Annotated in this window: 22 protein-coding genes; 9 read left to right on the top strand and 13 right to left on the bottom strand. The window is 69.7% G+C overall.

The annotated features are described in order from the left end of the window. Positions 1-280: 280 nt before the first annotated feature. Positions 281-655, bottom strand: a complete 375-nt coding sequence (yidD, locus tag K9U41_RS13920; RefSeq protein ID WP_282641442.1) for a membrane protein insertion efficiency factor YidD — start codon at positions 653-655, stop codon at positions 281-283. Positions 656-781: 126 nt separating this feature from the next. Between yidD and K9U41_RS13915 the strand changes: the two genes are divergently transcribed. Then, the gene (locus tag K9U41_RS13915) at positions 782-1,393 is read left to right on the top strand and encodes an HD domain-containing protein (RefSeq protein ID WP_282641441.1); all 612 of its coding nucleotides are present in this window, start codon (positions 782-784) and stop codon (positions 1,391-1,393) included. A 4-nt stretch (positions 1,394-1,397) separates the two neighbouring features. Here K9U41_RS13915 and K9U41_RS13910 read toward each other — a convergent pair whose 3' ends face one another. Continuing rightward, complete coding sequence (locus tag K9U41_RS13910) at positions 1,398-1,874, bottom strand: iron-sulfur cluster assembly scaffold protein (protein ID WP_282641439.1); 477 nt, start codon at positions 1,872-1,874, stop codon at positions 1,398-1,400. A gap of 385 nt (positions 1,875-2,259) precedes the next feature. Between K9U41_RS13910 and folE the strand changes: the two genes are divergently transcribed. The 4 genes from folE to K9U41_RS13890 all read left to right on the top strand — a co-directional run bounded on the left by folE (position 2,260) and on the right by K9U41_RS13890 (position 5,660). Next, positions 2,260-2,988, top strand: a complete 729-nt coding sequence (folE, locus tag K9U41_RS13905; RefSeq protein WP_282641438.1) for a GTP cyclohydrolase I FolE — start codon at positions 2,260-2,262, stop codon at positions 2,986-2,988. A 79-nt stretch (positions 2,989-3,067) separates the two neighbouring features. Next, on the top strand, positions 3,068-3,574 hold the full coding sequence (gene hisI / locus K9U41_RS13900) for a phosphoribosyl-AMP cyclohydrolase (protein WP_282641437.1): 507 nt from the start codon (positions 3,068-3,070) through the stop codon (positions 3,572-3,574). A gap of 183 nt (positions 3,575-3,757) precedes the next feature. Then, on the top strand, positions 3,758-4,861 hold the full coding sequence (locus K9U41_RS13895; RefSeq protein ID WP_282641436.1) for a patatin-like phospholipase family protein: 1,104 nt from the start codon (positions 3,758-3,760) through the stop codon (positions 4,859-4,861). Between the two features lie 160 nt (positions 4,862-5,021). Next, positions 5,022-5,660, top strand: coding sequence for a flavin reductase family protein (locus K9U41_RS13890; protein WP_282641435.1), 639 nt, complete (start codon positions 5,022-5,024; stop codon positions 5,658-5,660). Between the two features lie 25 nt (positions 5,661-5,685). Here K9U41_RS13890 and K9U41_RS13885 read toward each other — a convergent pair whose 3' ends face one another. The 3 genes from K9U41_RS13885 to K9U41_RS13875 all read right to left on the bottom strand — a co-directional run bounded on the left by K9U41_RS13885 (position 5,686) and on the right by K9U41_RS13875 (position 9,173). Further along, entirely contained in the window at positions 5,686-6,804 is a 1,119-nt protein-coding gene (locus tag K9U41_RS13885) for an alginate O-acetyltransferase AlgX-related protein (RefSeq protein WP_282641434.1), read from the bottom strand. Positions 6,805-6,882: 78 nt separating this feature from the next. Next, positions 6,883-8,301, bottom strand: coding sequence for an MBOAT family O-acyltransferase (locus K9U41_RS13880; protein WP_282641433.1), 1,419 nt, complete (start codon positions 8,299-8,301; stop codon positions 6,883-6,885). A gap of 89 nt (positions 8,302-8,390) precedes the next feature. Further along, on the bottom strand, positions 8,391-9,173 hold the full coding sequence (locus K9U41_RS13875) for an NAD kinase (RefSeq protein ID WP_282641432.1): 783 nt from the start codon (positions 9,171-9,173) through the stop codon (positions 8,391-8,393). Between the two features lie 187 nt (positions 9,174-9,360). On the opposite strand from K9U41_RS13875, the gene cutA reads away from it, so the two are divergent. Further along, positions 9,361-9,687, top strand: coding sequence for a divalent-cation tolerance protein CutA (cutA, locus tag K9U41_RS13870; RefSeq protein ID WP_282641431.1), 327 nt, complete (start codon positions 9,361-9,363; stop codon positions 9,685-9,687). A 6-nt stretch (positions 9,688-9,693) separates the two neighbouring features. On the opposite strand, the gene K9U41_RS13865 is transcribed toward cutA, so the two are convergent. From K9U41_RS13865 to K9U41_RS13855, 3 genes are all read right to left on the bottom strand, one after another. Then, a complete protein-coding gene (locus K9U41_RS13865; protein ID WP_282641430.1) occupies positions 9,694-10,722 on the bottom strand; it encodes an MBL fold metallo-hydrolase in 1,029 nt (342 codons plus the stop codon). Positions 10,723-10,890: 168 nt separating this feature from the next. Then, positions 10,891-11,904, bottom strand: a complete 1,014-nt coding sequence (locus K9U41_RS13860; RefSeq protein WP_282641429.1) for an amino acid ABC transporter substrate-binding protein — start codon at positions 11,902-11,904, stop codon at positions 10,891-10,893. A gap of 41 nt (positions 11,905-11,945) precedes the next feature. Continuing rightward, positions 11,946-12,578, bottom strand: coding sequence for a L,D-transpeptidase (locus tag K9U41_RS13855; RefSeq protein ID WP_282641428.1), 633 nt, complete (start codon positions 12,576-12,578; stop codon positions 11,946-11,948). Positions 12,579-13,026: 448 nt separating this feature from the next. Between K9U41_RS13855 and thrS the strand changes: the two genes are divergently transcribed. Then, complete coding sequence (gene thrS, locus K9U41_RS13850) at positions 13,027-15,009, top strand: threonine--tRNA ligase (protein ID WP_282641427.1); 1,983 nt, start codon at positions 13,027-13,029, stop codon at positions 15,007-15,009. An 82-nt stretch (positions 15,010-15,091) separates the two neighbouring features. Here the strand turns inward: thrS and K9U41_RS13845 are convergent, their stop codons facing one another. Together K9U41_RS13845 and K9U41_RS13840 are read right to left on the bottom strand one after the other, a co-directional pair. Beyond that, positions 15,092-15,448 carry a c-type cytochrome gene (locus K9U41_RS13845; RefSeq protein ID WP_282641425.1) on the bottom strand — a complete coding sequence of 119 codons (357 nt, stop codon included), beginning with the start codon at positions 15,446-15,448 and terminating at the stop codon, positions 15,092-15,094. 112 nt (positions 15,449-15,560) lie between these two features. Then, on the bottom strand, positions 15,561-16,553 hold the full coding sequence (locus tag K9U41_RS13840; protein WP_282641424.1) for a hypothetical protein: 993 nt from the start codon (positions 16,551-16,553) through the stop codon (positions 15,561-15,563). 311 nt (positions 16,554-16,864) lie between these two features. On the opposite strand from K9U41_RS13840, the gene K9U41_RS13835 reads away from it, so the two are divergent. Beyond that, entirely contained in the window at positions 16,865-17,428 is a 564-nt protein-coding gene (locus K9U41_RS13835; protein ID WP_282641423.1) for a nitroreductase family protein, read from the top strand. 204 nt (positions 17,429-17,632) lie between these two features. Here the strand turns inward: K9U41_RS13835 and K9U41_RS13830 are convergent, their stop codons facing one another. Together K9U41_RS13830 and K9U41_RS13825 are read right to left on the bottom strand one after the other, a co-directional pair. After that, positions 17,633-18,709 carry a site-specific tyrosine recombinase XerD gene (locus K9U41_RS13830; protein ID WP_282641422.1) on the bottom strand — a complete coding sequence of 359 codons (1,077 nt, stop codon included), beginning with the start codon at positions 18,707-18,709 and terminating at the stop codon, positions 17,633-17,635. Then, a complete protein-coding gene (locus K9U41_RS13825; protein WP_138398010.1) occupies positions 18,706-18,849 on the bottom strand; it encodes a potassium-transporting ATPase subunit C in 144 nt (47 codons plus the stop codon). The genes K9U41_RS13830 and K9U41_RS13825 overlap by 4 nt, the downstream gene beginning before the upstream one ends. A gap of 281 nt (positions 18,850-19,130) precedes the next feature. On the opposite strand from K9U41_RS13825, the gene aroB reads away from it, so the two are divergent. Then, complete coding sequence (gene aroB, locus K9U41_RS13820) at positions 19,131-20,855, top strand: 3-dehydroquinate synthase (RefSeq protein WP_282641443.1); 1,725 nt, start codon at positions 19,131-19,133, stop codon at positions 20,853-20,855. Positions 20,856-20,978: 123 nt separating this feature from the next. Here aroB and nth read toward each other — a convergent pair. Then, a partial coding sequence (gene nth, locus K9U41_RS13815; protein WP_282641421.1) for an endonuclease III occupies positions 20,979-21,635 on the bottom strand: 657 nt, incomplete at its 5' end.

The following is a 21,635-nucleotide window of genomic DNA, read 5'->3' as shown; positions in this document are numbered from 1 at the left end:
GTGCAGCCCCCATGCCCGCCCCGGTGCAGCGCAACTGAGCACCAGCCTGACGGCGCATCGCGTCCCGGACCAGCGACGGCGCAGCCGGAGCGCCGAGCCGGGACGTAAGCGCACGGCTTCTTCACACGACTCCTGCGCAGCAGGCAATCGGGTGTCCCGGTGTTCGGGGCAGGAAGCGCCTGCGGCGGAGTCCTTGCTCTGGGTCCCGGCTCTCCTTCCACTGCGCTGCGCTTCGTTGCAGTCGGCCGGGGCACGGATGGCTCACACGGGCTGCAGCCTCTCAGCCCGCGCCGTCCGGCTCCTTCGGCATGCGCCAGACGCCGTAGCGCCAGAAGCGGTACCAGCGCCCTTCGGCCGGCAGGCAGCGGGGCACCGGATCGTAGCCATGCCCGCCCCAGGGATGGCAGCGGCAGATGCGGGCGGTGGCCATGACCGAGCCGGCGAGCGCCCCATGGCGCATCACCGCCTCCTCCGCATAGTCCGAGCAGGTGGGCAGATAGCGGCACTGCCGGCCCATGAAGGACGACAGGGTGTAGCGATAGATCAGGATCGGCACGCGCAGGGCATGGCGCGGCAGGCGGCCGAGGAAGCCGGCCACCCCAGGTCGCGCCGTGCCGGCCTCCGTCGGCCCGCCCCCTGCCCTTTCCCCGTCCATGTGGTTCCTGTCGCCTCAGATTCGCCATCGTGACCGGCGCTGATGGATGTCATCCAAACCCACAAACGTGGCCGGGCCGTGTTGGTCCCGGCGACCGCCACGGCTCCGCCCTGCGGAGGTGAACCCGTGACCCGCGACCCTGCAAACCCCGCGGCCGAACCGTCCGCACCCGCCCCGCCGCTGGCTTTGGTGGTACGCGCCCTCGCCTTCGCGACGCTGCGCCACACCGACCAGCGCCGCAAGGGCCGGCGCGCCCAGCCCTATGTCAACCATCTGGCGGAGGTCGCCCTGCTGGTGAGCGAGGCGACCGGCGGCAGCGATGCCGCCCTCGTCGCCGCCGCTTTGCTCCACGACGTGGTGGAGGACCAGGATGTCACCCGCGCCGAGATCGAAGCCACCTTCGGGGCCGAGGTGGCGGGCCTCGTCATGGAGGTCACCGACGACAAGGCCCTTGAGGCCGCCGAGCGCAAGCGCCTGCAGGTGGCCCATGCCCCGCACCTGTCGGCCCGCGCCAAGGTGCTGAAGCTCGCCGACAAGACCGCCAACCTGCGCTCCCTCGCCGAGGACCCGCCGCAGGACTGGAGTCCCGCCCGCGCCCGGGCGTATGTGGAATGGTCCCGCGCCGTGGTGGAAGGCCTCGCCGGCGCCTGCCCGGCGCTGGAAGCCGCCTTCCATGAAGCCGCCGAGGAGGCCATCGCCGCCATCGACACCCGCGCCGCGCACCCTGTGGCCGGTTGAGGCGTCAGCCCGCCGCGGCGGCGGTTTCGTCGGCAGGCCGATCCGCGGTGGCGCGCGCGGCCTCGATCTGGTCGATGGCATCCACCACCGCATCGAAGGTGAGCATGGTGGAGGCATGGCGCGCCTTGTAGTCGCGCACCGGCTCCAGCACCTTCAGTTCGTCCCAGCGGCCGGCTGGGTGCGGGCCGTTGTCGCGCAGCATCTTCCACATGGCCTCGCGCAGCGCGCGCAGTTCCGCCGTGCTGGCGCCGATCACATGGCGCGCCATCAGCGAGGACGAGGCCTGGCCGAGGGCGCAGGCGCGCACCTCATGGGCGAAATCCGCCACCCGGTCGCCGTCCAGCACGAGATCCACCGTCACCGTGGAGCCGCACAGGCGTGAATGGGCCTTGGCGCTCGCCTGCGGCGCTGCGAGGCGGCCGATGCGGGGGATATCGGCGGCGAGGGCGAGGATGCGGGCGTTATAGACGTCGTTGATCATGGGCGGCTTCCCCCGCCCTCGGGGGCGGGTCGGTTGCGAAGGGCGGGGGCGCGGACCTGCGCCCTGCCGGGTCACGCTCTTATATAGCCTCGGGAGCAACGGGTGGAAGGGCTGCCGCCGCGCCGGGGACGGACGGCATCGCGACACCTCCGCCCGAGGCGCCGCCCTTGCGAAAACGGGCATTCGGCCCCATCATGAACTTCAGGTCCGGCTTCTCGGATCTCGGAACAGGATACGGACGGCAAAGCCGCCGCCGGATAATGCCGGCGGGGCGCGGTTTGAGCGACACCGCGCATGCGTAGCCGACGACCGGTGACACTCCCGCCTTGCCGCGGGTTGGCGCTCCTGGGCGCTGCCCCGGGGAGCGGGTCGAACGGAGTTGGGCATGGACGCGGTAGTGAAGTTGTTCAAGGCGCAGGCCGAGAACGAAGAGCGTGAGCGTAAGCTCAAGGCGCAAGCCAAGGCCGTCTCCAAGGCCGCTGCGCGGCCGGACGGCACCCCCCCGGCGCCGAAGGTTCATCCCCCCCTGCCGGACGGCACGCCCCGTCCCTCGCGGCAGGAAGCGGAAGCCGCCGTGCGCACCCTGCTGGCCTATATCGGCGAGGACCCGGCCCGCGAGGGGCTTCTCGACACGCCGAAGCGCGTGGTGAAGTCCTATGACGAGCTGTTCTCCGGCTATGGCGAGGATGGGGACGAGCTGCTGGATCGCACCTTCGGCGAGATCGGCACCTTCGACGATTTCGTGCTGGTGCGGGACATTCCCTTCCACTCCCATTGCGAGCACCACATGGTGCCGTTCGTGGGCAAGGCGCACATCGCCTATTTCCCGGTGGAGCGGGTGGTGGGCCTGTCCAAGATCGCGCGGGTGGTGGACATCTTCGCCCGCCGCCTGCAGACCCAGGAGCACCTCACCTCCCAGATCACCACCACCCTCGACGAGGGCCTGCGCCCGCGCGGCGTGGCGGTGATGATCGAGGCCGAGCACATGTGCATGTCCATGCGCGGCATCACCAAGCAGGGTGTCTCCACCCTCACCACCCAGTTCACCGGCGTGTTCCGGGACGACCCGGCCGAGCAGGTGCGCTTCATCACCCTGGTGCGCTCCAAATCCTGATCCCGGGCTCCGGAGGCACCCGCTTTCATCGGGGCGTTCCCGCGGCGCGGGGACGCCCCTTTACGTTCGAGCAGACGCCATGAGCACCGAGACAGCCGGCTCCAAGACAGACCCCTTTTCCTTCCCCGCCCCCGGCAAGGGCGCGGTGCTGGAGGAGAACACCCTCCTCTCGCCCCGCTTCGACGCCAACGGCCTCATCACCTGCGTGGCGGTGGATGCCGGGACCGGCGAGGTGCTGATGCTCGCCCACATGAATGCGCAGGCCCTAGCCCTCACCATGGAGACCGGCGAGGCGCACTATTTCAGCCGCTCCCGCGGCACGCTCTGGAAGAAGGGCGAGACCTCCGGCCACACCCAGAAGGTGCGGGAGATGCGCATCGACTGCGACCAGGACGCGGTGGTCATCAAGGTGGAGATGGGCGGCACCGGCGCCGCCTGCCACACCGGCCGGCGCTCCTGCTTCTACCGCACCGTGCCGCTCGGCGCCGCGCCCTCCGCCGAAACGAAGCTCGCCTTCACCGGCGATGCGCCCCGCTTCGATCCCGCCGCGGTCTACGGCAAGGACGGTCATGGTCACGACCACTGAAGCGGTAAATCAGCGCCACGCTTCCGACACCGGAAATTAGTAACCTGCTGCCAGGCTCCGGAGCACGCGCCGTTCCTCGCATCGCAAGCGGGACGGACACCGCGTTCTCTGTCTCGACGTTCAGGGACGGATTTGCCGATCAGCCTGCTCAAGGCTGATCGGACCCGGCTCCAGGAGGCGCACATGTTCCAGTCCCTCCACTGGCGCTCCAACCCGGCCGCGCCCGAATCCGCCGGGCCGGAGACCGCGTCGCCGACGCACTCCGCCCCGAGCACACCGAGCGTCCCCGACGATGGTGTTCCACCCGATTTCGGCACCCCCGCCCACCGTCCCCTGCGGGACGGCGAGCGGGGTCGCCCGGCCATCGGCATCGCCCTTGGCGGCGGGGCGGCACGGGGCTTTGCCCATATCGGGGTGCTGAAAGTGCTGCGGCAGGCCGGCATCCACCCCTCGGTGGTGGCCGGCACCTCCATCGGCGCGGTGGTGGGCGGCATCGCCGCCGCCGGCAAGCTCGACGAACTGGAAGACTGGGCGATCAGCCTCACCAAGCGCAACGTGCTGGGGCTGCTGGATTTCGCCCTCGGCGGGGCGGGCCTCATCGGCGGCCGGCGGCTGGTGGAGCTGATGCGACGGAACGTGGGCGAGGTCTCCATCGAGGACCTGCCGGTGGTGTTCGCCGCCATCGCCACCGAGCTTGGCACCGGCCACGAGATCTGGCTCACCCGCGGCGATTTCGTGGAGGCGATCCGTGCCTCCTACGCCCTGCCGGGCATCTTCACGCCGGTGAAGGTGGGCGGGCGCTGGCTGATGGACGGGGCGCTGGTCAATCCCGTCCCGGTCTCCGCCGCCCGCGCCATGGGCGCGCGCATGGTCATCGCGGTGAACCTCAATGCCGACGTGTTCGGCCACGGCACGGTCATCCAGGACCACGGCGGCGTGGTGGAGCGCGTGGCCGAGGTGGCGCTGGGGGCGAAGAAGGAAGGCATCGCCGCCATGCTGAGCCCGGAGCGGCTGAAGCGTCAGTTCTTCGCCGGCCACGGCCACCCCGCCAGCGACGGGCCGCGCGGGCTCTCCACCGTGATGATCGATGCGTTCAACATCACCCAGGATCGCATCGCCCGCTCGCGGCTCGCCGGCGATCCCCCCGACATCATGGTCTCTCCCAAGCTCGGGAAAATCGGCCTGTTCGAGTTCCCCCGGGCCAGGGAAGCCATCGCCGCCGGAGCGGAGGCGGCGGAGCGCGCGCTCCCCGACATCCAGGAGGCCATGGTGGCCCTGGGCGCCTGAGCGGGCAGGCCCGCGGGTCCCACCCCTCGCCGGGCGGGCCTATGCCGGACGATGCCGCGCGACGGCCACGCGCCAGCGAGAGCACGGGCCGATCAGATGGATTCAATCTGCTCGGATCCGGCTTTAAACTCGCCCCACCTCGCCCCACGAAAGCACAGTGATGTTCTACGAACCCGCCAAGCGCAATCACGGCCTGCCCCACGCGCCGCTGAAGGCCATCGTCGCCCCCCGGCCCATCGGCTGGATCTCATCGCTCACCCCGGACGGCGTGGCGAATCTCGCGCCCTATTCCTTCTTCAACATGATCTCCGAGGCGCCCGCCCTCGTCATGTTTTCCTCGCTCGGCGCCAAGGACAGCCTCGCGAACATCGAGGCCACCGGCGAATTCGTGTGCAACCTTGCCACCCTCGATCTGGTGGACAAGGTGAACCTCACCTCCTCCCCCGTGGCCCGCAATGTCAGTGAGTTCGACACGGCGGACATCGCCCGCGCGCCGTCGCGCCTCGTCAAGCCGCCCCGCGTGGCCGCCGCGCCCTGCGCGCTGGAATGCGTCTATGTGGAGACCTTCCGCCCGCGCGGCCGGGATGGGGTGCAGGCCGACGCCTACATGGTCATCGGCGAGGTGGTGGGGGTTTATATCGACGACGCCGCCATCATCGACGGGCGGGTGGACATTGCGGCGCTGAAGGTGATCGCCCGCTGCGGCTACCTCGACTACGCGCCGGTGGACCGCCTGATCGAGCGCGAGCGTCCCCCCGGCGGCGGCATGGACATGAAGGCCCGCACCCCGGCGGCGTGAGCCACCGCCCGTCCAGGCGCCGGAGTCAGCCGGCGCCCTGCGTCGGCGGCCAGTGGGCGGGTCCGCCCTTGCAGGGCAGGGCGCGCTCGGTGGGCGCATAGATCAGGATGTCGGGCTTGAAGCGCTCCACCGCCGCCATGTCGAAGCGGCACAGGCGGTGGTGCATCCAGCCATAGACCGAGGCGCGATGGGCCAGCAGGCCCTCCCACAGGCCTTGCGTGAAGGAATCACCGATCACCAGGATGCGCGGCCCCGGATGGCCGGAGACATAGGCATAGGGCACGAACGGATCGGTCTTGCTCACCTCCGGCATCACCCCCGGCAGGGCGACCTTGTTCGCCGGCGCCTGCATGGGCGCCCTGCCCGGATAGTCGAGGTCGGGCTCGGAGGGCCGGATGCCGCTCAGGCGCCCGAGGTCGCCGACGAAGGACGGCACCGGCGGCTCCAGCGCGTCGTCCGGGCGCACCTCCAGGTCGGGCCGGCCCGCCGCCGCCATGGCGGCATTGAATCCGAGCAGCGCGCCGCGCAGGTTCCAATGGGTGTCGTAGCGCCAGTGCACGGGACCGGTCTTCTTCGCCTCGGCCATGATGGGGCGCATGTCCACGAAGGCGATGCCGGCGTCCTTCATCCGCGTGGCCACCAGATCGTATTCCGTCGGCGCCGTCTTGAGCCGGCGCGCATAGGCGGGCAGCAGCTCGAAATTGGCGGTATGGCCGTTGGGCGGCACCAGCATCACGAACCGCCCGCCGTGGGCGATCATGTAGTCGTTCAGCCGCTTCACCATGTCGAACAGCTTGCCCAGCGGCTCCGGCCGCACCAGCTGGCCGATGGACTGCTCCAGCGCCTTGTCCTCGTTGAGGAACAGGGCGCCGTGCTCGCCCTTCAGCACGCGGCTGGTCAGGCTGTCGCCCATGGCCCGCACATAGGCCAGATGGGCGGTGAGCACCGCGCCGCGGAAGCCGAAGGTGTTGTTGATGTAGGGGTCGAGCCGCCGCGCCGCGTCCTCCCACCAGCGCGCTTCCGGCTCCAGCACGGTGGGCGGCGGGCCGGCCACGTCGGGCAGCACATGGCCGAGGGTGGGCAGCAGCAGGATGCCCACGAATACGGCGGCCCACCAGCGGCGGAAGGACATCAGCAGCGGCATGGTCTGTCCTCCTGCATAAGCATTTTCGAGCGAAGTGGGCACCGGTTCGCGAGAAGAAAATGCACCAAGCGAAAGTCTCTAGAAGCGGAAATAGAGGAAGGGCGAATAGGTCGCCGCGCCCACCGAGAGCACGCAGAGGGCGAACAGCACCCACACCACCAGCGTATCCACCGTGCCGAACAGGGCAAGGCGCACCCTGGGGCCGAGCGCCCGCGCGCCGGGGCGCGGCAGGCCGAACATGGCGAGCGGCCAGGCCAGCACCATGATGACCATGGTGACGGGCTTCAGCGTCACCTGCAGCTGGGCGGCGAGCGGCCCGATGCCGTTCAGCCCCACCAGCCCCTCGAACAGCTCCATGGCGGCGGGCAATGTATCGGTGCGGAACCAGACCCAGCCGGACAGCACCACGGCGAGCACATAGGCGTGGGACACGAGCCGCGGCGCCCGCTTCAGCGCGGCGCCGAAGCGGGTGCGCTCCAGCACCAGGAAGCTGCCGTGGTGGATGCCCCAGATCACGAAGGTCCAGCTCGCCCCGTGCCACAGGCCGCAGAGCAGAAACACGGTCCACAGGTTCACCGCCGTGTGCAGATGGCCCGCCCGGTTGCCGCCCAGCGGGATGTACACATAGTCGCGGAACCAGCTGGACAGGCTCATGTGCCAGCGCCGCCAGAAGTCGGCGATGGAGCGCGCGCCATAGGGCAGGTTGAAGTTGCGCGGGAACTTCAGGCCCATGGCGATGGCGAGGCCGATGGCCATGTTGGAATAGCCGCCGAAGTCGAAATAGATCTGCAGCGCATAGGCGGTGAGGCCGAGCCACGCCTCGCCGAGATTGGGATGGGGCGTGTTGTCGAACACGGCGGCGACCACGGGCGCCACCTCGTCGGCGATGAGCACCTTCCACGACAGGCCGATGATGAAGATGCGCAGGCCCGCCGACACCCGCCCCAGCGTGGTCCGCCGCGTATGGATCCGCCGCTCGATGGTGGAGTAGCGCACGATGGGTCCCGCCACCAGCTGCGGGAACATGGTGATGTAGACCGCGATCTCCTCGAACCGCCCGTTGGCCGCGGCTTTGCGGCGGTAGACGTCCACGAGGTAGGAGATGGCGTGGAAGGTGAAGAAGGAGATGCCCAGCGGCAGCGCCGGATGCACCACCGGCAGCGCCACCCCGAGGGGGCCGAGCAGGACGTTCAGGTTCTCCGCCAGGAAGCCGGCATATTTGAAGGCGATGAGGCCGCACAGGTTGGCCGCCACGGCGAGCCCCAGCGCCTTCAGCCGCCAGCCTTCGCTGCGCTTGTCGATGAAGAGGGCCAGCAGGTAGTTGCCGACGATGGAGACGGCGAGCACCGCCACATTGGCCAGGCCGCCCCAGGCATAGAAGACCAGCGAGAAGGCCAGCAGAACGAGGTTCTTCGCCCGGACGCCCGGCGTCGCGAAGTAGCACAGCAGAAACGCCGGCAGGAAATAGAAGAGGAAAGTGACCGAGGAGAAGACCATGGACCGCCGGAAGCCGTTGTGCCCTTTTTGACGCGAGCACGCGGGGGCGCTCGACCAGTCTGGACGGAAGCGCTTCCGCCGCGCCGCCTCTAATACACGAATTGCTCGCGCAGGATACGCTCCTCGAGCCCGTGGTCCGGATCGAACAGCATGTCGATGGAGGACGTGGCGTCGAGCCGCGCCGAGACGGCGATGATGTCGCGCACCTCGAAATGGTCCGCCGCCGCGCTCACCGGGCGCTTGTCGGCCTCCATCACGGCGATGTCGATGCGCGCCTTGTCCGGCACCAGCGCCCCGCGCCAGCGGCGGGGGCGGAACGGCGAGATGGGGGTGAGCGCCAGCAGTGCCGTGCCCAGCGGCAGGATCGGCCCGTGGGCGGAGAGGTTGTAGGCGGTGGAGCCGGCCGGCGTCGCCACGATGACGCCGTCGCAGATCAGTTCCTCCAGCCGCACCCGGCCGTCGATGGAGATGCGCAGCTTGGCCGCCTGATACGACTGGCGCAGCAGCGACACCTCGTTGAAGGCCGGCGCCCGGTGGCGGGTGCCGCTGGCGTCCACCGCCTCCATGATGAGGGGGTGGATACTCACCTGCAGGGCGGCACTGAGGCGCTCCACCAGCCCTTCCTCCCGGAAGGTGTTCATGAGGAAGCCCACCGAGCCGCGATGCATGCCGTAGATGGGCAGGCCGCGGTCGCGGAAGCGGTGCAGGGTCTGCAGCATCAGGCCATCGCCGCCGAGGGCGACGATGACATCCGCATCCTCATGCTCCACCGCGCCATAGCGCGCCATCAGGCGCTCCCGGGCGGCCTCCGCCTCGGGCGTCTGGCTGGCGACGAAGGCGATCTTGTTGAAGCGGCGGGGAGATTCGCTCATCGGTGCGGCGGCCTGGTCGGCATCCGGCGCAGGGCGCCGGGCACGCGGGGAATGGGGGTTTCGGTCTAGCGGCCCGGCCGCCGTCTGTCGAGGCGTAGGCGCTGGCGGGGTGCCATGTCCGCCGGGCCACCTTCGCCGCAGGCCGGGCATCGGCTATGAAGAGCCGGCCGATCGGGAGCCAGGACCCATGCAGCCGCGCCTCGTCTACACCACCTTCCCCTCGCGCGAAGCCGCCGAGAACGTGGCCCGCGCGCTGGTGGCCGAGCGGCTTGTGGCGTGCGCCAACATCCTTCCGGGCATGGTCTCCGTCTACCGCTGGGAGGGGCAGGTGGAACGCGCGGACGAAGTGGTGATGATCCTGAAGACCACCGCCGCCCGCGCCCCGGACGTGGTGGAGGCGGTGCGCGCCCGCCACCCCTATGAGGTTCCGGCCATCCTGGTGCTGCCGGTGGAGGGCGGGCTTGCCGCCTATCTGGGCTGGATCGGCGCCGAGGTGGCCGACACCCCGGCCTGAAAGGGCCTACAGCACCGGGCGCCAGTAGACCGGGATGTAGCGGAAGCCCTCGCCGTCCTTCTCCAGGTGTGCGGCGCCGGGGAAGGGGAAGTGATAGCCGGCCACCTGCGTGCGCTCGCCGGCGAGCCGCTCGTAGGTCTTCCGCCGCACCTCCTGGGCCATCACCGGGTCCATGTCGAACACCGCGTGCCAGGTGGGATTGCGCACGAACAGGGCCGGCAGGTTGGTAAGGTCCGACTGGATGAAGAGGGCGTCCGATCCCGAGGCGAGGGTGAACGAGGTGTGCCCCGGCGTGTGGCCGGGGGTGCCTACGGACACGAGGCCGGGCGCCACCTCCTTGCCCCAGGCGTAGCGCTCCACCTTGCCCTCGAACGGCTTGAACACGCGCCGCACGTTCTGGAAGGTATTCTTCAGTCCCTCGGGGGCGCGGCTCATCTGGCCTTCGTCCATCCAGAACGCCCATTCGCGCTCGGGCACGCTGACCTGTGCCTTCGGGAAGGCGGGCGCGCCGTCCGGGGTGAGCAGGCCGTTGATGTGGTCCGGGTGGAAATGGGAGATGACCACGTGGTCCACCGTCGCCGGATCGATGCCGATGTCCGCGAGGGTGCCACGCACCTGCCCCACCGGCCCCGGCTTGCCGCCATTGCCGGTGTCCACCAGCACGCGCTTGCCGCCCATGTCGAGGAGCAGCACGGTGAAGGAGAGGGGAATTTCATTCTCGGGCAGGAACGCCGCCTTCAGTGCCGCGTTCACGGCCTCCCGGGGCTGGTTGCGCACGAAGGTGTCGGAGAGGGGAATGGTGCGCATGCCGTCGGACACAGCGGTGACCACCACGTCGCCCACCTTGTAGCGATAGGCGCTCGGCACTTGGCCGGCCTGAGGCGCGGCGGCCGCGGGCGCCGGGGCGGGTGTCTGTGCGTGTGCCATCCCGCTTCCTGCCACAAGGCCGCCTGCCAGGGTGCCTGCACCCGCGAGCATCGCGCCCGCGGCGCCGGCCGTTCCGGCCAGAAGGGTCCGCCGAGAAACCTCGGTCATCAATCTACTCCGCTCTGCATGAAGGCGAGGGGAGCTTAGGCAGGCGGTATCTTAAGGTCGATGCCGCAGGGGCATTTCCGCACTCACATCGCCGCGAGCAGAAAGGGGCCGGCCCGTGGAAACGGACCGGCCCCTTTCAAACCACTGATCTGACAGAACGGATATGCCTCAGCGCACCGGCGGGGCGTACTGGATGCCGCCCATGCTCCAGAGTTGGTTGATGCCGCGCGGAATGCCCAGCTTGGACGCGGCACCCACGTTGCGCTCGAAGCTCTCGCCGTAATTGCCCACCGCCTTGACGATGCGCACGGCGAAGTCCTTGGTCACGCCCAGTTCCTCGCCGTAATTGCCGTCGGTGCCCACGAGGCGGCGCACTTCCGGCTTCTTGGAGGCGAGCGCCGCGTCGACGGTGGCGGTGGCCACCCCGAGTTCCTCGGCGTTGATCATGGCGAAGATGGTCCACTTGACGAGGTTGAACCACTGGTCGTCGCCCTGGCGCACCACGGGGCCGAGGGGCTCCTTGGAGATCACGTCGGGCAGCACGATGTGGTCGGCGGGCTTCGCCATGGTCAGGCGCAGGGCATAAAGCTGCGACACGTCCGTGGTGAGGGTGTCGCACTTGCCCTCTTCATAGGCCTTCACCAGGTCGGTGCTGGTGGGCAGGGTGACCAGTTCCAGCGCCATCCCGTTGGCGGCGAAATAGTCCTTGGTGCTCTCCTCGGCGGTGGTGCCGGCCTGCACGCAGACCTTGGACTTGTCCAGCTCGAGGGCGGACGTGACCTTGCGGGCGTCGCGCACCAGGAAGCCCTGGCCGTCATAATAGTTGATGGCGGTGAACAGGAGGCCGAGCTTGGCCTCGCGCTCCAGGGTCCAGGTGGAGTTGCGCGAGAGCACGTCCACATTGCCCTTGGTGAGGGCGGGGAAGCGCTCGTCCGCCGACAGCGGCACGAACTTCACCTTGTTCGCGTCGTTGAAGATGGCGGCGGCGAGGCCGCGGCACACGTCCACGTCGAAGCCGCTCCACTTGCCGGAGGCGTCGGGGGCGGAGAAGCCGGGCAGGCCCTTGGACACGCCGCACACCAGTTCGCCGCGGTCCTTCACCGTCTTCAGGGTCTGCGCCGAGGCCGCCGGTGCGGCAAGCGCAAGGGTGGCGCCGGCCAGAAGCGCCAGGATCGTCTTCATGAATGCCCCCAGTGAGAAAAAAGGAGAAAAAGGACCACCCCTCAGAGGGCGGCCTGCTGGCGCACCACGACCTTGGTGCCCACGGGCACGCGGGAATACAGGTCGATGATGTCGGTGTTCACGAGCCGGAAGCAGCCCGAAGACACGGCATAGCCGATGGTCTGCGGCTGGTTGGTACCGTGGATGCGGTAGACGGTGCCGCTGATGTAGAGCGCGCGGGCGCCCATGGGGTTGCCGGGGCCGCCGGCCATGAAGCGCGGCAGATAGGGCTGGCGCTGGATCATCTCCGCCGGGGGGGTCCAGTCGGGCCACTCGGACTTGCGCTCGATGCTCTTGAGGCCGGACCACTGGAAGCCGTCGCGGCCGACGCCGATGCCGTAGCGCATGGCGCGGTTGTCACCCTGCACCAGGTACAGGAAGCGCTCGTTGGTGTGGATGACGATGGTGCCCGGCTTCTCGGTGGTGCGGAAATACACCGGCTGGCGGCGGAAGGCGGGGTCCATCTGGGCCACGTCGTCCTGCGGCGCCTCAAGGCCCGGCTGCTCGTCGATGTCCATCACGGCGCCCGGCGCGCCACGCGGGCCGATCTGGGCGCTGGCAGCCGACGCAAAGGCAAACACGCCGACCTGGAGCAGGGCGGCGAAGGTCAAGGTCTTGAACGTGGATGGCATCATGCCGGCCTCTCTTTACGCGTCCGAGGGCAGAATCCGCCCTTTTGACAGCGGTGACACGTGAATAGGTCGGAAGCGGGGCAGGACATTCCGCTCCGTGGCCAACCCATTCCCTTCCCCGGCGTGAACCGCCCTGCCCCCGCTCCGGACCCGATCCATCAGGTCCGGGCGGACGACGCCAGCATGGCGAACACTCACGACCCCGCTCACGGGATTAGCCGAGGCCGCGCGCGAGGAAAAGGGGGGTCGCGGCCTGAGCAGTGCAGCATTTTCCACCCAAAGCGTTGCCGAACGGTATCCACCTGGGCACGACCCCGTGAACAAGGCCCGGCACCGCTCCTCAATCCCCCGTTCTGGACGCCGATGCCCGCTCTCGCCTAAAAGACCCGCGTGAACATGGAAAGACGCCTACCTGCGTGGTCCGCAGGAGTGGGCGACAAGGAGTTGTAACATGGTTTCCCTGACCTTCCCTGACGGCGCCAGGCGCGACTATGCCGAAGGGACGTCCGGCGCGGACATCGCCGCCGCCATCTCCAAGTCCCTCGCCAAGAAGGCCGTCGCCGTCACCCTCGACGGCGCGCTCACCGACCTTGCCGAGCCCATCACCCGCGACGCGAAGCTGGAGATCGTCACCCGCGACGACCCGCGCGCGCTGGAGCTGATCCGCCACGACTGCTCCCACGTCATGGCCGAGGCGGTGCAGGAGCTGTGGCCGGGCACCCAGGTGACCATCGGCCCGGTGATCGAGAACGGCTTTTATTACGACTTCGCCCGCAACGCCCCCTTCACCACCGAGGACCTGCCGGCGATCGAGGCGAAGATGCGCGAGATCATCGCCCGCGACCGGCCCTTCACCAAGGAAGTGTGGACCCGCGACGAGGCCAAGCGCGTGTTCGCCGCCAAGGGCGAGGGCTACAAGGTGGAGCTGGTGGACGCCATCCCCGCCGACCAGGACGTGAAGATCTACAAGCAGGGCGAGTGGTTCGACCTCTGCCGCGGCCCGCACATGCCCTCCACGGGCAAGATCGGCACCGCCTTCAAGCTCATGAAGGTGGCCGGCGCCTATTGGCGTGGTGATTCGAACAATCCCATGCTCACCCGCATCTACGGCACCGCCTGGCACGACGAGAAGGAACTGGCCGCCTACATCCACCGGCTGGAGGAGGCGGAGAAGCGCGACCATCGCCGCCTCGGCCGCGAGATGGACCTGTTCCACTTCCAGGAGGAAGGCCCCGGCACGGTGTTCTGGCACCCCAAGGGCTGGACCCTGTTCCAGGAGCTGGTGGCCTACATGCGCCGGCGCCTCAAGGCCGACTACAGCGAGGTCAACGCCCCGCAGGTACTCGATGCCGCCCTGTGGGAGACCTCCGGCCACTGGGGCTGGTACAAGGAAAACATGTTCAAGGTGCAGTCCGCCGGCGACGAGACCAAGGACGAGCGCGTCTTTGCCCTGAAGCCCATGAACTGCCCCGGCCATGTGCAGATCTTCAAGCACGGTCTGAAGAGTTACCGCGATCTACCTCTGCGCCTTGCCGAATTCGGCGCGGTGCATCGCTACGAGCCCTCCGGCGCGCTGCATGGGCTGATGCGGGTGCGCGGCTTCACCCAGGACGACGCCCACGTCTTCTGCACCGAGGAGCAGATGGCGGCCGAGTGCCTGAAGATCAACGATCTCATCCTCTCCACCTACGCCGATTTCGGCTTCGAGGAGATCGTGGTGAAGCTCTCCACCCGCCCCGACAAGCGCGTGGGCTCGGATGCGGTGTGGGACCACGCCGAAGAGGTGATGACCCGCGTGCTCGGCCAGATCGAGGCGGCCTCGGGCGGGCGCATCAAGACCGGCATCCTGCCCGGCGAAGGCGCCTTCTATGGCCCCAAGTTCGAATACACCCTGAAGGACGCCATCGGCCGTGAATGGCAGTGCGGCACCACCCAGGTGGACTTCAACCTGCCCGAGCGATTCGGTGCCTTCTATGTGGATGCGGACGGCCAGAAGAAGACGCCGGTGATGATCCACCGCGCCATCTGCGGCTCCATGGAGCGCTTCACCGGCATCCTCATCGAGCATTTCGCCGGCCATTTCCCGCTCTGGCTCGCCCCCACCCAGGTGGTGGTGGCCACCATCACCTCGGACGCGGACGACTATGCCGCCGAGGTGGCGGAGCTGCTGAAGGCGGAAGGCCTGCGGGTGGAACTCGACGTGCGCAACGAGAAGATCAACCTGAAGGTGCGCGAGCATTCGCTCGCCAAGGTTCCGGTGCTGCTGGTGGCGGGCAAGAAGGAGGCGGCCGAGCGCACCCTCTCCATCCGCCGCCTCGGCTCCAACGCCCAGACCGGCGGGTCCCTCGACGAGGTGGTGGCGGCGCTGGTGGATGAGGCGGTGCCGCCGGACCTCAAGCGCAAGGCTCAGGCCAAGGCCGAACGGGCGGCGTGAGCGCGGGATTGATGGGAAAAAGGCGGGAGGTTCAGACCTCCCGCCTTTTTCATGCCTGCGGCCGCGCAACCGGCGCGATGCCTTACTTCTTCAGCGTCGCCAGATAAGCGGAAAGATCGGCCGCCTGCGCGCGGGAGAGCGACACCTGCGGCATCTGCGGATGGGGGCCGAGCAGGCGGAAGGCGAGCCAGGCCGGCGAAATGTCTCCGTCCCGCGAAGCGATGGCCGCGAAGGTGGGCGCATCGCTCACCGCGCTCTGCGGTGCACCCCCGACCACGTGGCAGGTGGCGCACCAGCGCTCCGCAAGAGCACGCCCTGCGGCGGCATCGGCCGCTTGGGCCGGCGGCGCGGATACCATGTCGGCCACCATCGCAGCTACGATGAAGCCCGAGGCGAGGGCCGCCCCCGCAAGATGAAAGGCAGCAAAGCGGGACCCCATTCTCGTCCTCCCCGGTCATGTTCCCGGCGCCTGTTCCAGCGCGCGATCCGTTCAGGCGGGACGGCGGGGCAGATCCGTCCCGATGCTTGCGGCCCTCAGGCCCGCCGGCGCGCTATTTCGCCAGCACCTCGATTTCCTGGTTCTTGCCGGCTTCCACCTTGATCTCGCGGCTGAAATTCTTGCCGTCCTTGCGCGCGATGGCGGTGTAGTCGCCCTCCGACAGCACGAAGGTGGGGAAGGCGCCGATGGATTCCTTGATGGTGTCGCCGCCGGGGGTGATCACCGTCCACTGGGTGTCGGCCTGCGCCTCCCCGCCCACCACCTTCACCAGCTTCAGCATGATCTGGGCGGCGCGGTGGTGCACGGTGGCGTCGGTGAGCTTGCCGGGGGCGACGGTGACGTCGGCGCGCACCACGGCATTGGCGTCGCCGTAGGTGGACACCACGTGGTAGGTGCCCTCGGGCAGCAGCACCACCTCGCCGGCGCCGGCGCCGCGATAATAGGGCTGGCTGGAGGTGCGGCCCTGCAGGAACGAGCCTTCGAAGATGTCGAAGGTCAGCTTCTGGGCGGGAATGGGCTTGTCCTCCACGTCGGCGGACAGGCGCAGGGCGCCGGCCGGCACGTCGAACGCCTGGCGGCGCGAGAGCGGCCCCATCTGCACCCTCTGGGCCACGTTGGCGAAGCCGTAGGACACATGGACGATGTAGCCACCGGGATTGAGGAAGAAGACCGGCGTCGCCTCGGAGCTTTCCGCCACCAGCGGGAAGGCCCCCGTGCTTTCCGGCTGGTCGGCGAAGACGCGCCAGACGACGCCGCGGGGGATCGCCGCGCCATCGGCCCCGAACCGGGCGAACACGCCGAGCGCCGCCTTGCCGGCCGGCGCCTGCGGCAGCACCGCATGGGGCTCGCGGCTCGACGGAGCGGGGCCGCCTGCGCCTCCCCCGCCGGGGGCCTGGAACGCCGGGCGCGGGGCATTGGGCGGGGTCTGGAATGGCCCGGCCGGCGGCGGCGCGGCGGGGGGGCCGAGGAACTGCATGGTTTGCGCGGCGGCATCGCGCGGGGTGGCGAGCACCGGCGCGGCCACGGCCAGCGCGGCGCACGCCAACGCCGCGAGCCGCCGTCCGCGGCGGCGCGGCACACGGCAGCAAACGGCGGGAGAGCGGCCAAAAGCGCGGGCGAAACGGATCATGTGTGCTGACGTGCACAATATTCGGGGCGGATTCAAGTCGGCGCCGCAGCGGCAGCTTCGTCCCGCCGCGCGAACCGGACCGCCATCCGCAGGGGAAGCCGCAGGGGCCGGCATGTTCAGGCGCCCCCTTTGCCGGCCCGCGCCCTGTTCAAACCGGCGGCACTTGCCCTTATGGTGCCGCTCTACCCGCCTTGCGACGTCCCATTCTTCAGCAGAGCCATTGCCCCATGCCCGACGCCCTCGAACTCCTGACCACCCGCCGCTCGTCCCGCGTCATCGACCTCATCGCGCCCGGCCCGTCGGCGCAGGAGCTGGACACCATCCTCACCATCGCCTCCCGCGTGCCGGACCACGGCAAGCTGGCCCCCTGGCGCTTCATCGTGTTCGAGGGCGAAGGCCGCGACCGTGCCGGCAGCCTGCTGGCGGAGGTGGCAGCGGCGGCCGATCCCGGCATATCGGAGAAGCGCCTGGAGGACGAGCGCGGGCGCTTCCTGCGCGCGCCGGTGGTGGTCGCGGTGGTCTCCCGCGCCGCGCCGCATGTGAAGATCCCGGAATTCGAGCAGCTCATGTCCTCCGCCGCCGCCTGCCAGAACATGCTGATCGCCGCCGCCGCCCTCGGCTACGGCGCGACCTGGCTCTCCGAATGGCCGACCTATGATTCGGAAGCCCGCGCGGCGCTGGGCCTGGACACCTTCGAGCGCATCACCGGCTTCATCTATATCGGCACCGCCACCCAGAAGCTGGAAGACCGCCCCCGTCCCGAACTGGCCGCGGTGGTGACGCGGTTCTGAAGGGCCCGCCCGCCGCGCCCGGCTTCACTCCGCGTCCCGGACCAGCGACAGCGCAGCTGGAGCGCCGAGCCGGGACCCAGCGCAAAGCTCCTGCGAAGCAGGCCGTGCCAGCGCCGCCAGGGTTCAGAAGCGCCTGCGGCGGACTCTTGCGCTGGGCCCCGGCTCTCCTTCCGCTGTCGCTACAGTCGGCCGGGGAACGGGGGCTCACTCGTCCGACAGCGGGTGCAGGTCGCGGACCATGCTTTTCAGGCGCTCGTCGAGGACGTGGGTATAGATCTGGGTGGTGGAGACATCCGCATGGCCGAGCAGGGTCTGCACCACCCGCAGGTCGGCGCCATGGGTGAGCAGATGGCTGGCGAAGGCGTGGCGCAGCACATGGGGCGACAGCTTCGCCGGATCGAGCCCCGCCGCCAGCGCCAGCTCCTTCAGGTCCCGCGCCGCCTGCTGGCGGGTGACGTGGCCACTCTGGCTGCCGGAGGGGAACAGCCAGCGCGAGGCCTCCAGCCCCGCTGCCCGCCGCGCGGCGAGGAAGGCGAGCATGGCCACCTTGGCGGGATCGGAGAGCGGGACGAGGCGTTCCTTGCGGCCCTTGCCGGTGACGAGAATGGCCTCGCCCCGGGACCGGGCCGCAGCGGCCGGAAGCGCCACCAGCTCGGACACGCGCAACCCGCTGGCGTACAGCAGCTCCACCATGCAGGCGACCCGCCTCAGGCGCAGCACTTCAGCGTGAGCGGCCTTCGCCACGCCCGCCGCCGGCTCCACGCCGGCGCCCGCGCCGCCCTGCCCCTCGCTCCCCTGCCCCGCCGTCTGACTCTCCTCAGCCTGGGCAGCGCGCAGGTGGGCAGTGTCGATGAGGCGGGTCACCTCGGCCACGCTCAGCACCTTGGGCAGGGGCCGGCCGCGCTTCGGACCTTCCAGCACGGCGGCGGGATCGTCGGCGCGATGGCCCTCGGCGAACAGGAAGCGGTAGAACTGGCGCAGGGCCGACAGCCGCCGCGCCACCGTGGTGGCGGCAAAACCGCGCGCGGACAGGTCGGCGAGATAGGCGCGGATCGCGCTCGTATCGACCGCGGCGAGGGGCACGGGGGAGAGGAATTCGGCGAGGTCGGTCAGGTCGCGGCGGTAGGCATCGAGGGTGTTGGGCCCGCCGCCGCGCTCGATCGCCTGCATGTCCAGGAACAGCGCCAGCGGGCCGGATGCGGCCAGCCCCTTTCTGGACAGGCCCGTTTCCGGCGACCCATCTTCGGGCGACCCATCCTGGGGCAGCCCTTCAGCGCTCATTTGCCGATCTTCTCGGCTGGCACGGTGAAGCTGATCTCGCGCTGCAGCGGCTCCACCTTGTTGGCGAGCGCCCACATGGCCGCATAGGCGAGGCCGCACAGCACGGCCAGAACCGCCAGCAAGCGGAAGAGCGTCGGCACCTTCGCCTCCTCGTGCCGGGCCGCGAATCGACCCGCGCGACCCCTCAGATCGAGAGGTGCCACGCCATGGCGTCTTGTTCAACCGCATTGCCGGCTCGCGTTGCGGATGCTAGAGCCGCACCCGTCCGGTCCGCCGTTCGCGCGCATGATTGCATGCGCACGGCCAAGCCGCCGCAGCGAGGAAGGCGCGGGTGCAGACGCAAAATATCCCCCCGTCCCGCAAGGACGCCGAGACCAGCGCAGCCGCCGAGGCCGCGCCCGTCGGCGTGACGCCTGCCGACATGGTCCGCCGCCTCGGGCGCCGCTCCATCGTGCTGGTGGGCATGCCGGGGGCCGGCAAGTCGTCGGTGGGCCGCAGGCTCGCCAAGCGGCTTGGCCTGCCCTTCGTCGACGCGGACGAGGAGATCGAGCGCGCCGCCTGCATGAGCATTCCGGAAATCTTCGCCCGCCGCGGCGAGGTGGAATTCCGCGAAGGCGAGAAGCGGGTGGTGGCGCGCCTCCTCCAGTCCGGCCCCAGCGTGCTCGCCACCGGCGGCGGCGCCTTCATGAATGCGGAAACCCGCGATGTGGTGGCCCGCCAGGGCGTCTCCGTCTGGCTGCGCGCCGACCTCCACACCCTGCTCAAGCGCGTGAAGAAGCGCACCGACCGCCCCCTCCTCGCCCAGGGCGACCCGGCGGCGAAGCTCGCCGCCCTGCTGCAGCAGCGCGGCGACACCTACGCCCTCGCCGACGTCATCGTGGACAGCCGCGACGTGGTGCACGAGATGGTGGTGGAGGAGGTGATCGGCGCCGTGAGCCGCCATGTCATCCAGTATCCCGAAGGGACCCGTTCCATGTCCGCCCCCCTTGGTCCCGCCGATCTGGCCCATGCCGAGCCCGAGCCCCTGCCCATCGGCGACATCACCCGCAGCACCGTGCGCGTGGACGTGGCCGGGCGGCCCTACGACATCTATATCGGCCCCGGCCTCCTCGCCGAGGCCGGCACCCATGTCACCGTTTTGCGCAAGGGCGCGCGGGTGGCCATCGTCACCGACGCCAACGTGGTGGCCGCCGGCCACCTGAAGACGGTTCAGGATTCGCTCGCTGCCGCCGGCATCGACCATACCGCCATCGTGGTGGAGCCGGGCGAGAAGACCAAGGGCTGGCCCGGCCTTCAGCAGGTTGTGGAAGGGCTCATTTCCGCCCGCATCGAGCGGCGCGACCTGGTGCTGGCGCTGGGCGGCGGCGTGGTGGGGGACCTTGCGGGCTTCGCCGCCTCGGTGCTGCGGCGCGGGGTGGACGTGGTGCAGGCGCCGACCACCTTGCTCAGCCAGGTGGATTCCTCCGTCGGCGGCAAGACCGGCATCAACTCGCCCCAGGGCAAGAACCTCGTCGGCGCCTTCCACCAGCCGGTGCTGGTTTTGGCCGACACCGCGGCGCTCGACACCCTGCCCGTGCGCGAGGTGCGCGCCGGCTATGCGGAAGTGGTGAAATACGGCCTGCTTGGCGACCGCGCTTTGTTCGACACGCTGGAGCGCGACTTTGCCGGCGTGATCGGCGGCGGGCCGGAGCGCATCACGGCCGTGGCGGCGAGCTGCATGGCCAAGGCCGCCATCGTCGCCCGCGACGAGAAGGAGACCGGCGACCGGGCGCTGCTGAACCTTGGCCACACCTTCGGCCACGCGCTGGAGGCCGGCGCCGGCTATTCCAGCCGTCTGCTCCACGGCGAAGGCGTCGCCATCGGCATGGCGCTGGCCTTCGCCTTCTCGGCGCGGCTCGGCCTGTGCCCGGGGCAGGACGTGACGCGGGTGGTGCGGCATCTGGAAGCCGCCGGCCTGCCCACCAAGATCTCCGACGTGCCGGGCGAATTGCCGGACACGGACGGGCTGATGACCCTCATCGCCCAGGACAAGAAGGTGAGCCGGGGCGCGCTCACCTTCATCTTGGTGCGCGGCATCGGCGAGGCCTTCGTGGCCAGGGACGTGAACCCGGACGAGGTGCGCGCCTTCCTGGCGGAGATGCGCTGAGGGGGCGGCTAAGCCGCCCGAAGTTCCGACACCCCTCGCCCCAGCCCTCTCCCACAAGGGGAGATGGCGTAGCGGCCCTCTCCCCTTGCGGGATAGGGGTTGGGGGTGAGGGGGAAACCTCCGTCAGAACCGCTTCTCCGGCCAGCGGCAGAGGTCGGCGATGATGCAGCGGCCGCATTCGGGCTTGGTCGCCTTGCAGATGTAGCGGCCGTGCAGAATCAGCCAGTGGTGGGCGTGCAGCTTGAAGCGGTCGGGGATGCGCGCCTCCAGGCCCAGTTCCACCGCCAGCGGCGTCGGGCCGGGCGCAAGGCCGGTGCGGTTCGCAACCCGGAACAGGTGCGTGTCCACCGCGATGGTGGGCGCGCCGAAGGCGATGTTCAGCACCACATTGGCGGTCTTGCGCCCCACCCCCGGCAGCGCCTCCAGCGCTTCGCGGTCGCGCGGCACCACGCCGGCGTGGCGCTCCAGCAGCAGGCGGGACAGTTCCACCACATTCTTCGCCTTGCCCCGGTAAAGGCCGAGGGTGCGGATGTGACGGGCCACCTCCTCCTCCCCCAGCGCCACCATGGCGGCGGGCGTGGCGGCGGCGGCGAACAGGCCGTGGGTGGCCTTGTTGACCCCGGTATCGGTGGCCTGGGCCGAAAGCACCACGGCCACCAGCAGGGTGAAGGCGTCGGTGTGGTTCAGCTCGCCCTTGGGCTCGGGGTCCTGCGCCTCGAAGCGGGTGAAGGCCTCGGCGATCTCCTCCTCGCTCCAGGCGACGAGCGTCTTGCCGTGGGC

The sequence above is a fragment of the Xanthobacter autotrophicus genome, from assembly GCF_029991245.1.
GTDB classification, from domain to species: Bacteria; Pseudomonadota; Alphaproteobacteria; order Rhizobiales; family Xanthobacteraceae; genus Xanthobacter; species Xanthobacter autotrophicus_C.
The sequence above is the reverse complement of the archived record's forward strand: the minus strand, read 5'-3'. Positions and strand labels throughout refer to the sequence as shown.

What these genes read in the sequence shown, in the direction of transcription:
- K9U41_RS13875 (WP_282641432.1), bottom strand. Translation starts at nt 9,173, where the DNA reads ATGAGCGAATCTCCCCGCCGCTTCAACAAGATCGCCTTCGTCGCCAGC.
- aroB (WP_282641443.1), top strand. Translation starts at nt 19,131, where the DNA reads ATGGTCCGCCGCCTCGGGCGCCGCTCCATCGTGCTGGTGGGCATGCCG.
- hisI (WP_282641437.1), top strand. Translation starts at nt 3,068, where the DNA reads ATGAGCACCGAGACAGCCGGCTCCAAGACAGACCCCTTTTCCTTCCCC.
- K9U41_RS13890 (WP_282641435.1), top strand. Translation starts at nt 5,022, where the DNA reads ATGTTCTACGAACCCGCCAAGCGCAATCACGGCCTGCCCCACGCGCCG.
- K9U41_RS13895 (WP_282641436.1), top strand. Translation starts at nt 3,758, where the DNA reads ATGTTCCAGTCCCTCCACTGGCGCTCCAACCCGGCCGCGCCCGAATCC.
- K9U41_RS13855 (WP_282641428.1), bottom strand. Translation starts at nt 12,578, where the DNA reads ATGATGCCATCCACGTTCAAGACCTTGACCTTCGCCGCCCTGCTCCAG.
- folE (WP_282641438.1), top strand. Translation starts at nt 2,260, where the DNA reads ATGGACGCGGTAGTGAAGTTGTTCAAGGCGCAGGCCGAGAACGAAGAG.
- K9U41_RS13845 (WP_282641425.1), bottom strand. Translation starts at nt 15,448, where the DNA reads ATGGGGTCCCGCTTTGCTGCCTTTCATCTTGCGGGGGCGGCCCTCGCC.
- K9U41_RS13910 (WP_282641439.1), bottom strand. Translation starts at nt 1,874, where the DNA reads ATGATCAACGACGTCTATAACGCCCGCATCCTCGCCCTCGCCGCCGAT.
- K9U41_RS13830 (WP_282641422.1), bottom strand. Translation starts at nt 18,709, where the DNA reads ATGAGCGCTGAAGGGCTGCCCCAGGATGGGTCGCCCGAAGATGGGTCG.
- K9U41_RS13885 (WP_282641434.1), bottom strand. Translation starts at nt 6,804, where the DNA reads ATGCCGCTGCTGATGTCCTTCCGCCGCTGGTGGGCCGCCGTATTCGTG.
- K9U41_RS13880 (WP_282641433.1), bottom strand. Translation starts at nt 8,301, where the DNA reads ATGGTCTTCTCCTCGGTCACTTTCCTCTTCTATTTCCTGCCGGCGTTT.
- K9U41_RS13835 (WP_282641423.1), top strand. Translation starts at nt 16,865, where the DNA reads ATGCCCGACGCCCTCGAACTCCTGACCACCCGCCGCTCGTCCCGCGTC.
- yidD (WP_282641442.1), bottom strand. Translation starts at nt 655, where the DNA reads ATGGACGGGGAAAGGGCAGGGGGCGGGCCGACGGAGGCCGGCACGGCG.
- thrS (WP_282641427.1), top strand. Translation starts at nt 13,027, where the DNA reads ATGGTTTCCCTGACCTTCCCTGACGGCGCCAGGCGCGACTATGCCGAA.
- K9U41_RS13860 (WP_282641429.1), bottom strand. Translation starts at nt 11,904, where the DNA reads ATGAAGACGATCCTGGCGCTTCTGGCCGGCGCCACCCTTGCGCTTGCC.
- K9U41_RS13865 (WP_282641430.1), bottom strand. Translation starts at nt 10,722, where the DNA reads ATGACCGAGGTTTCTCGGCGGACCCTTCTGGCCGGAACGGCCGGCGCC.
- cutA (WP_282641431.1), top strand. Translation starts at nt 9,361, where the DNA reads ATGCAGCCGCGCCTCGTCTACACCACCTTCCCCTCGCGCGAAGCCGCC.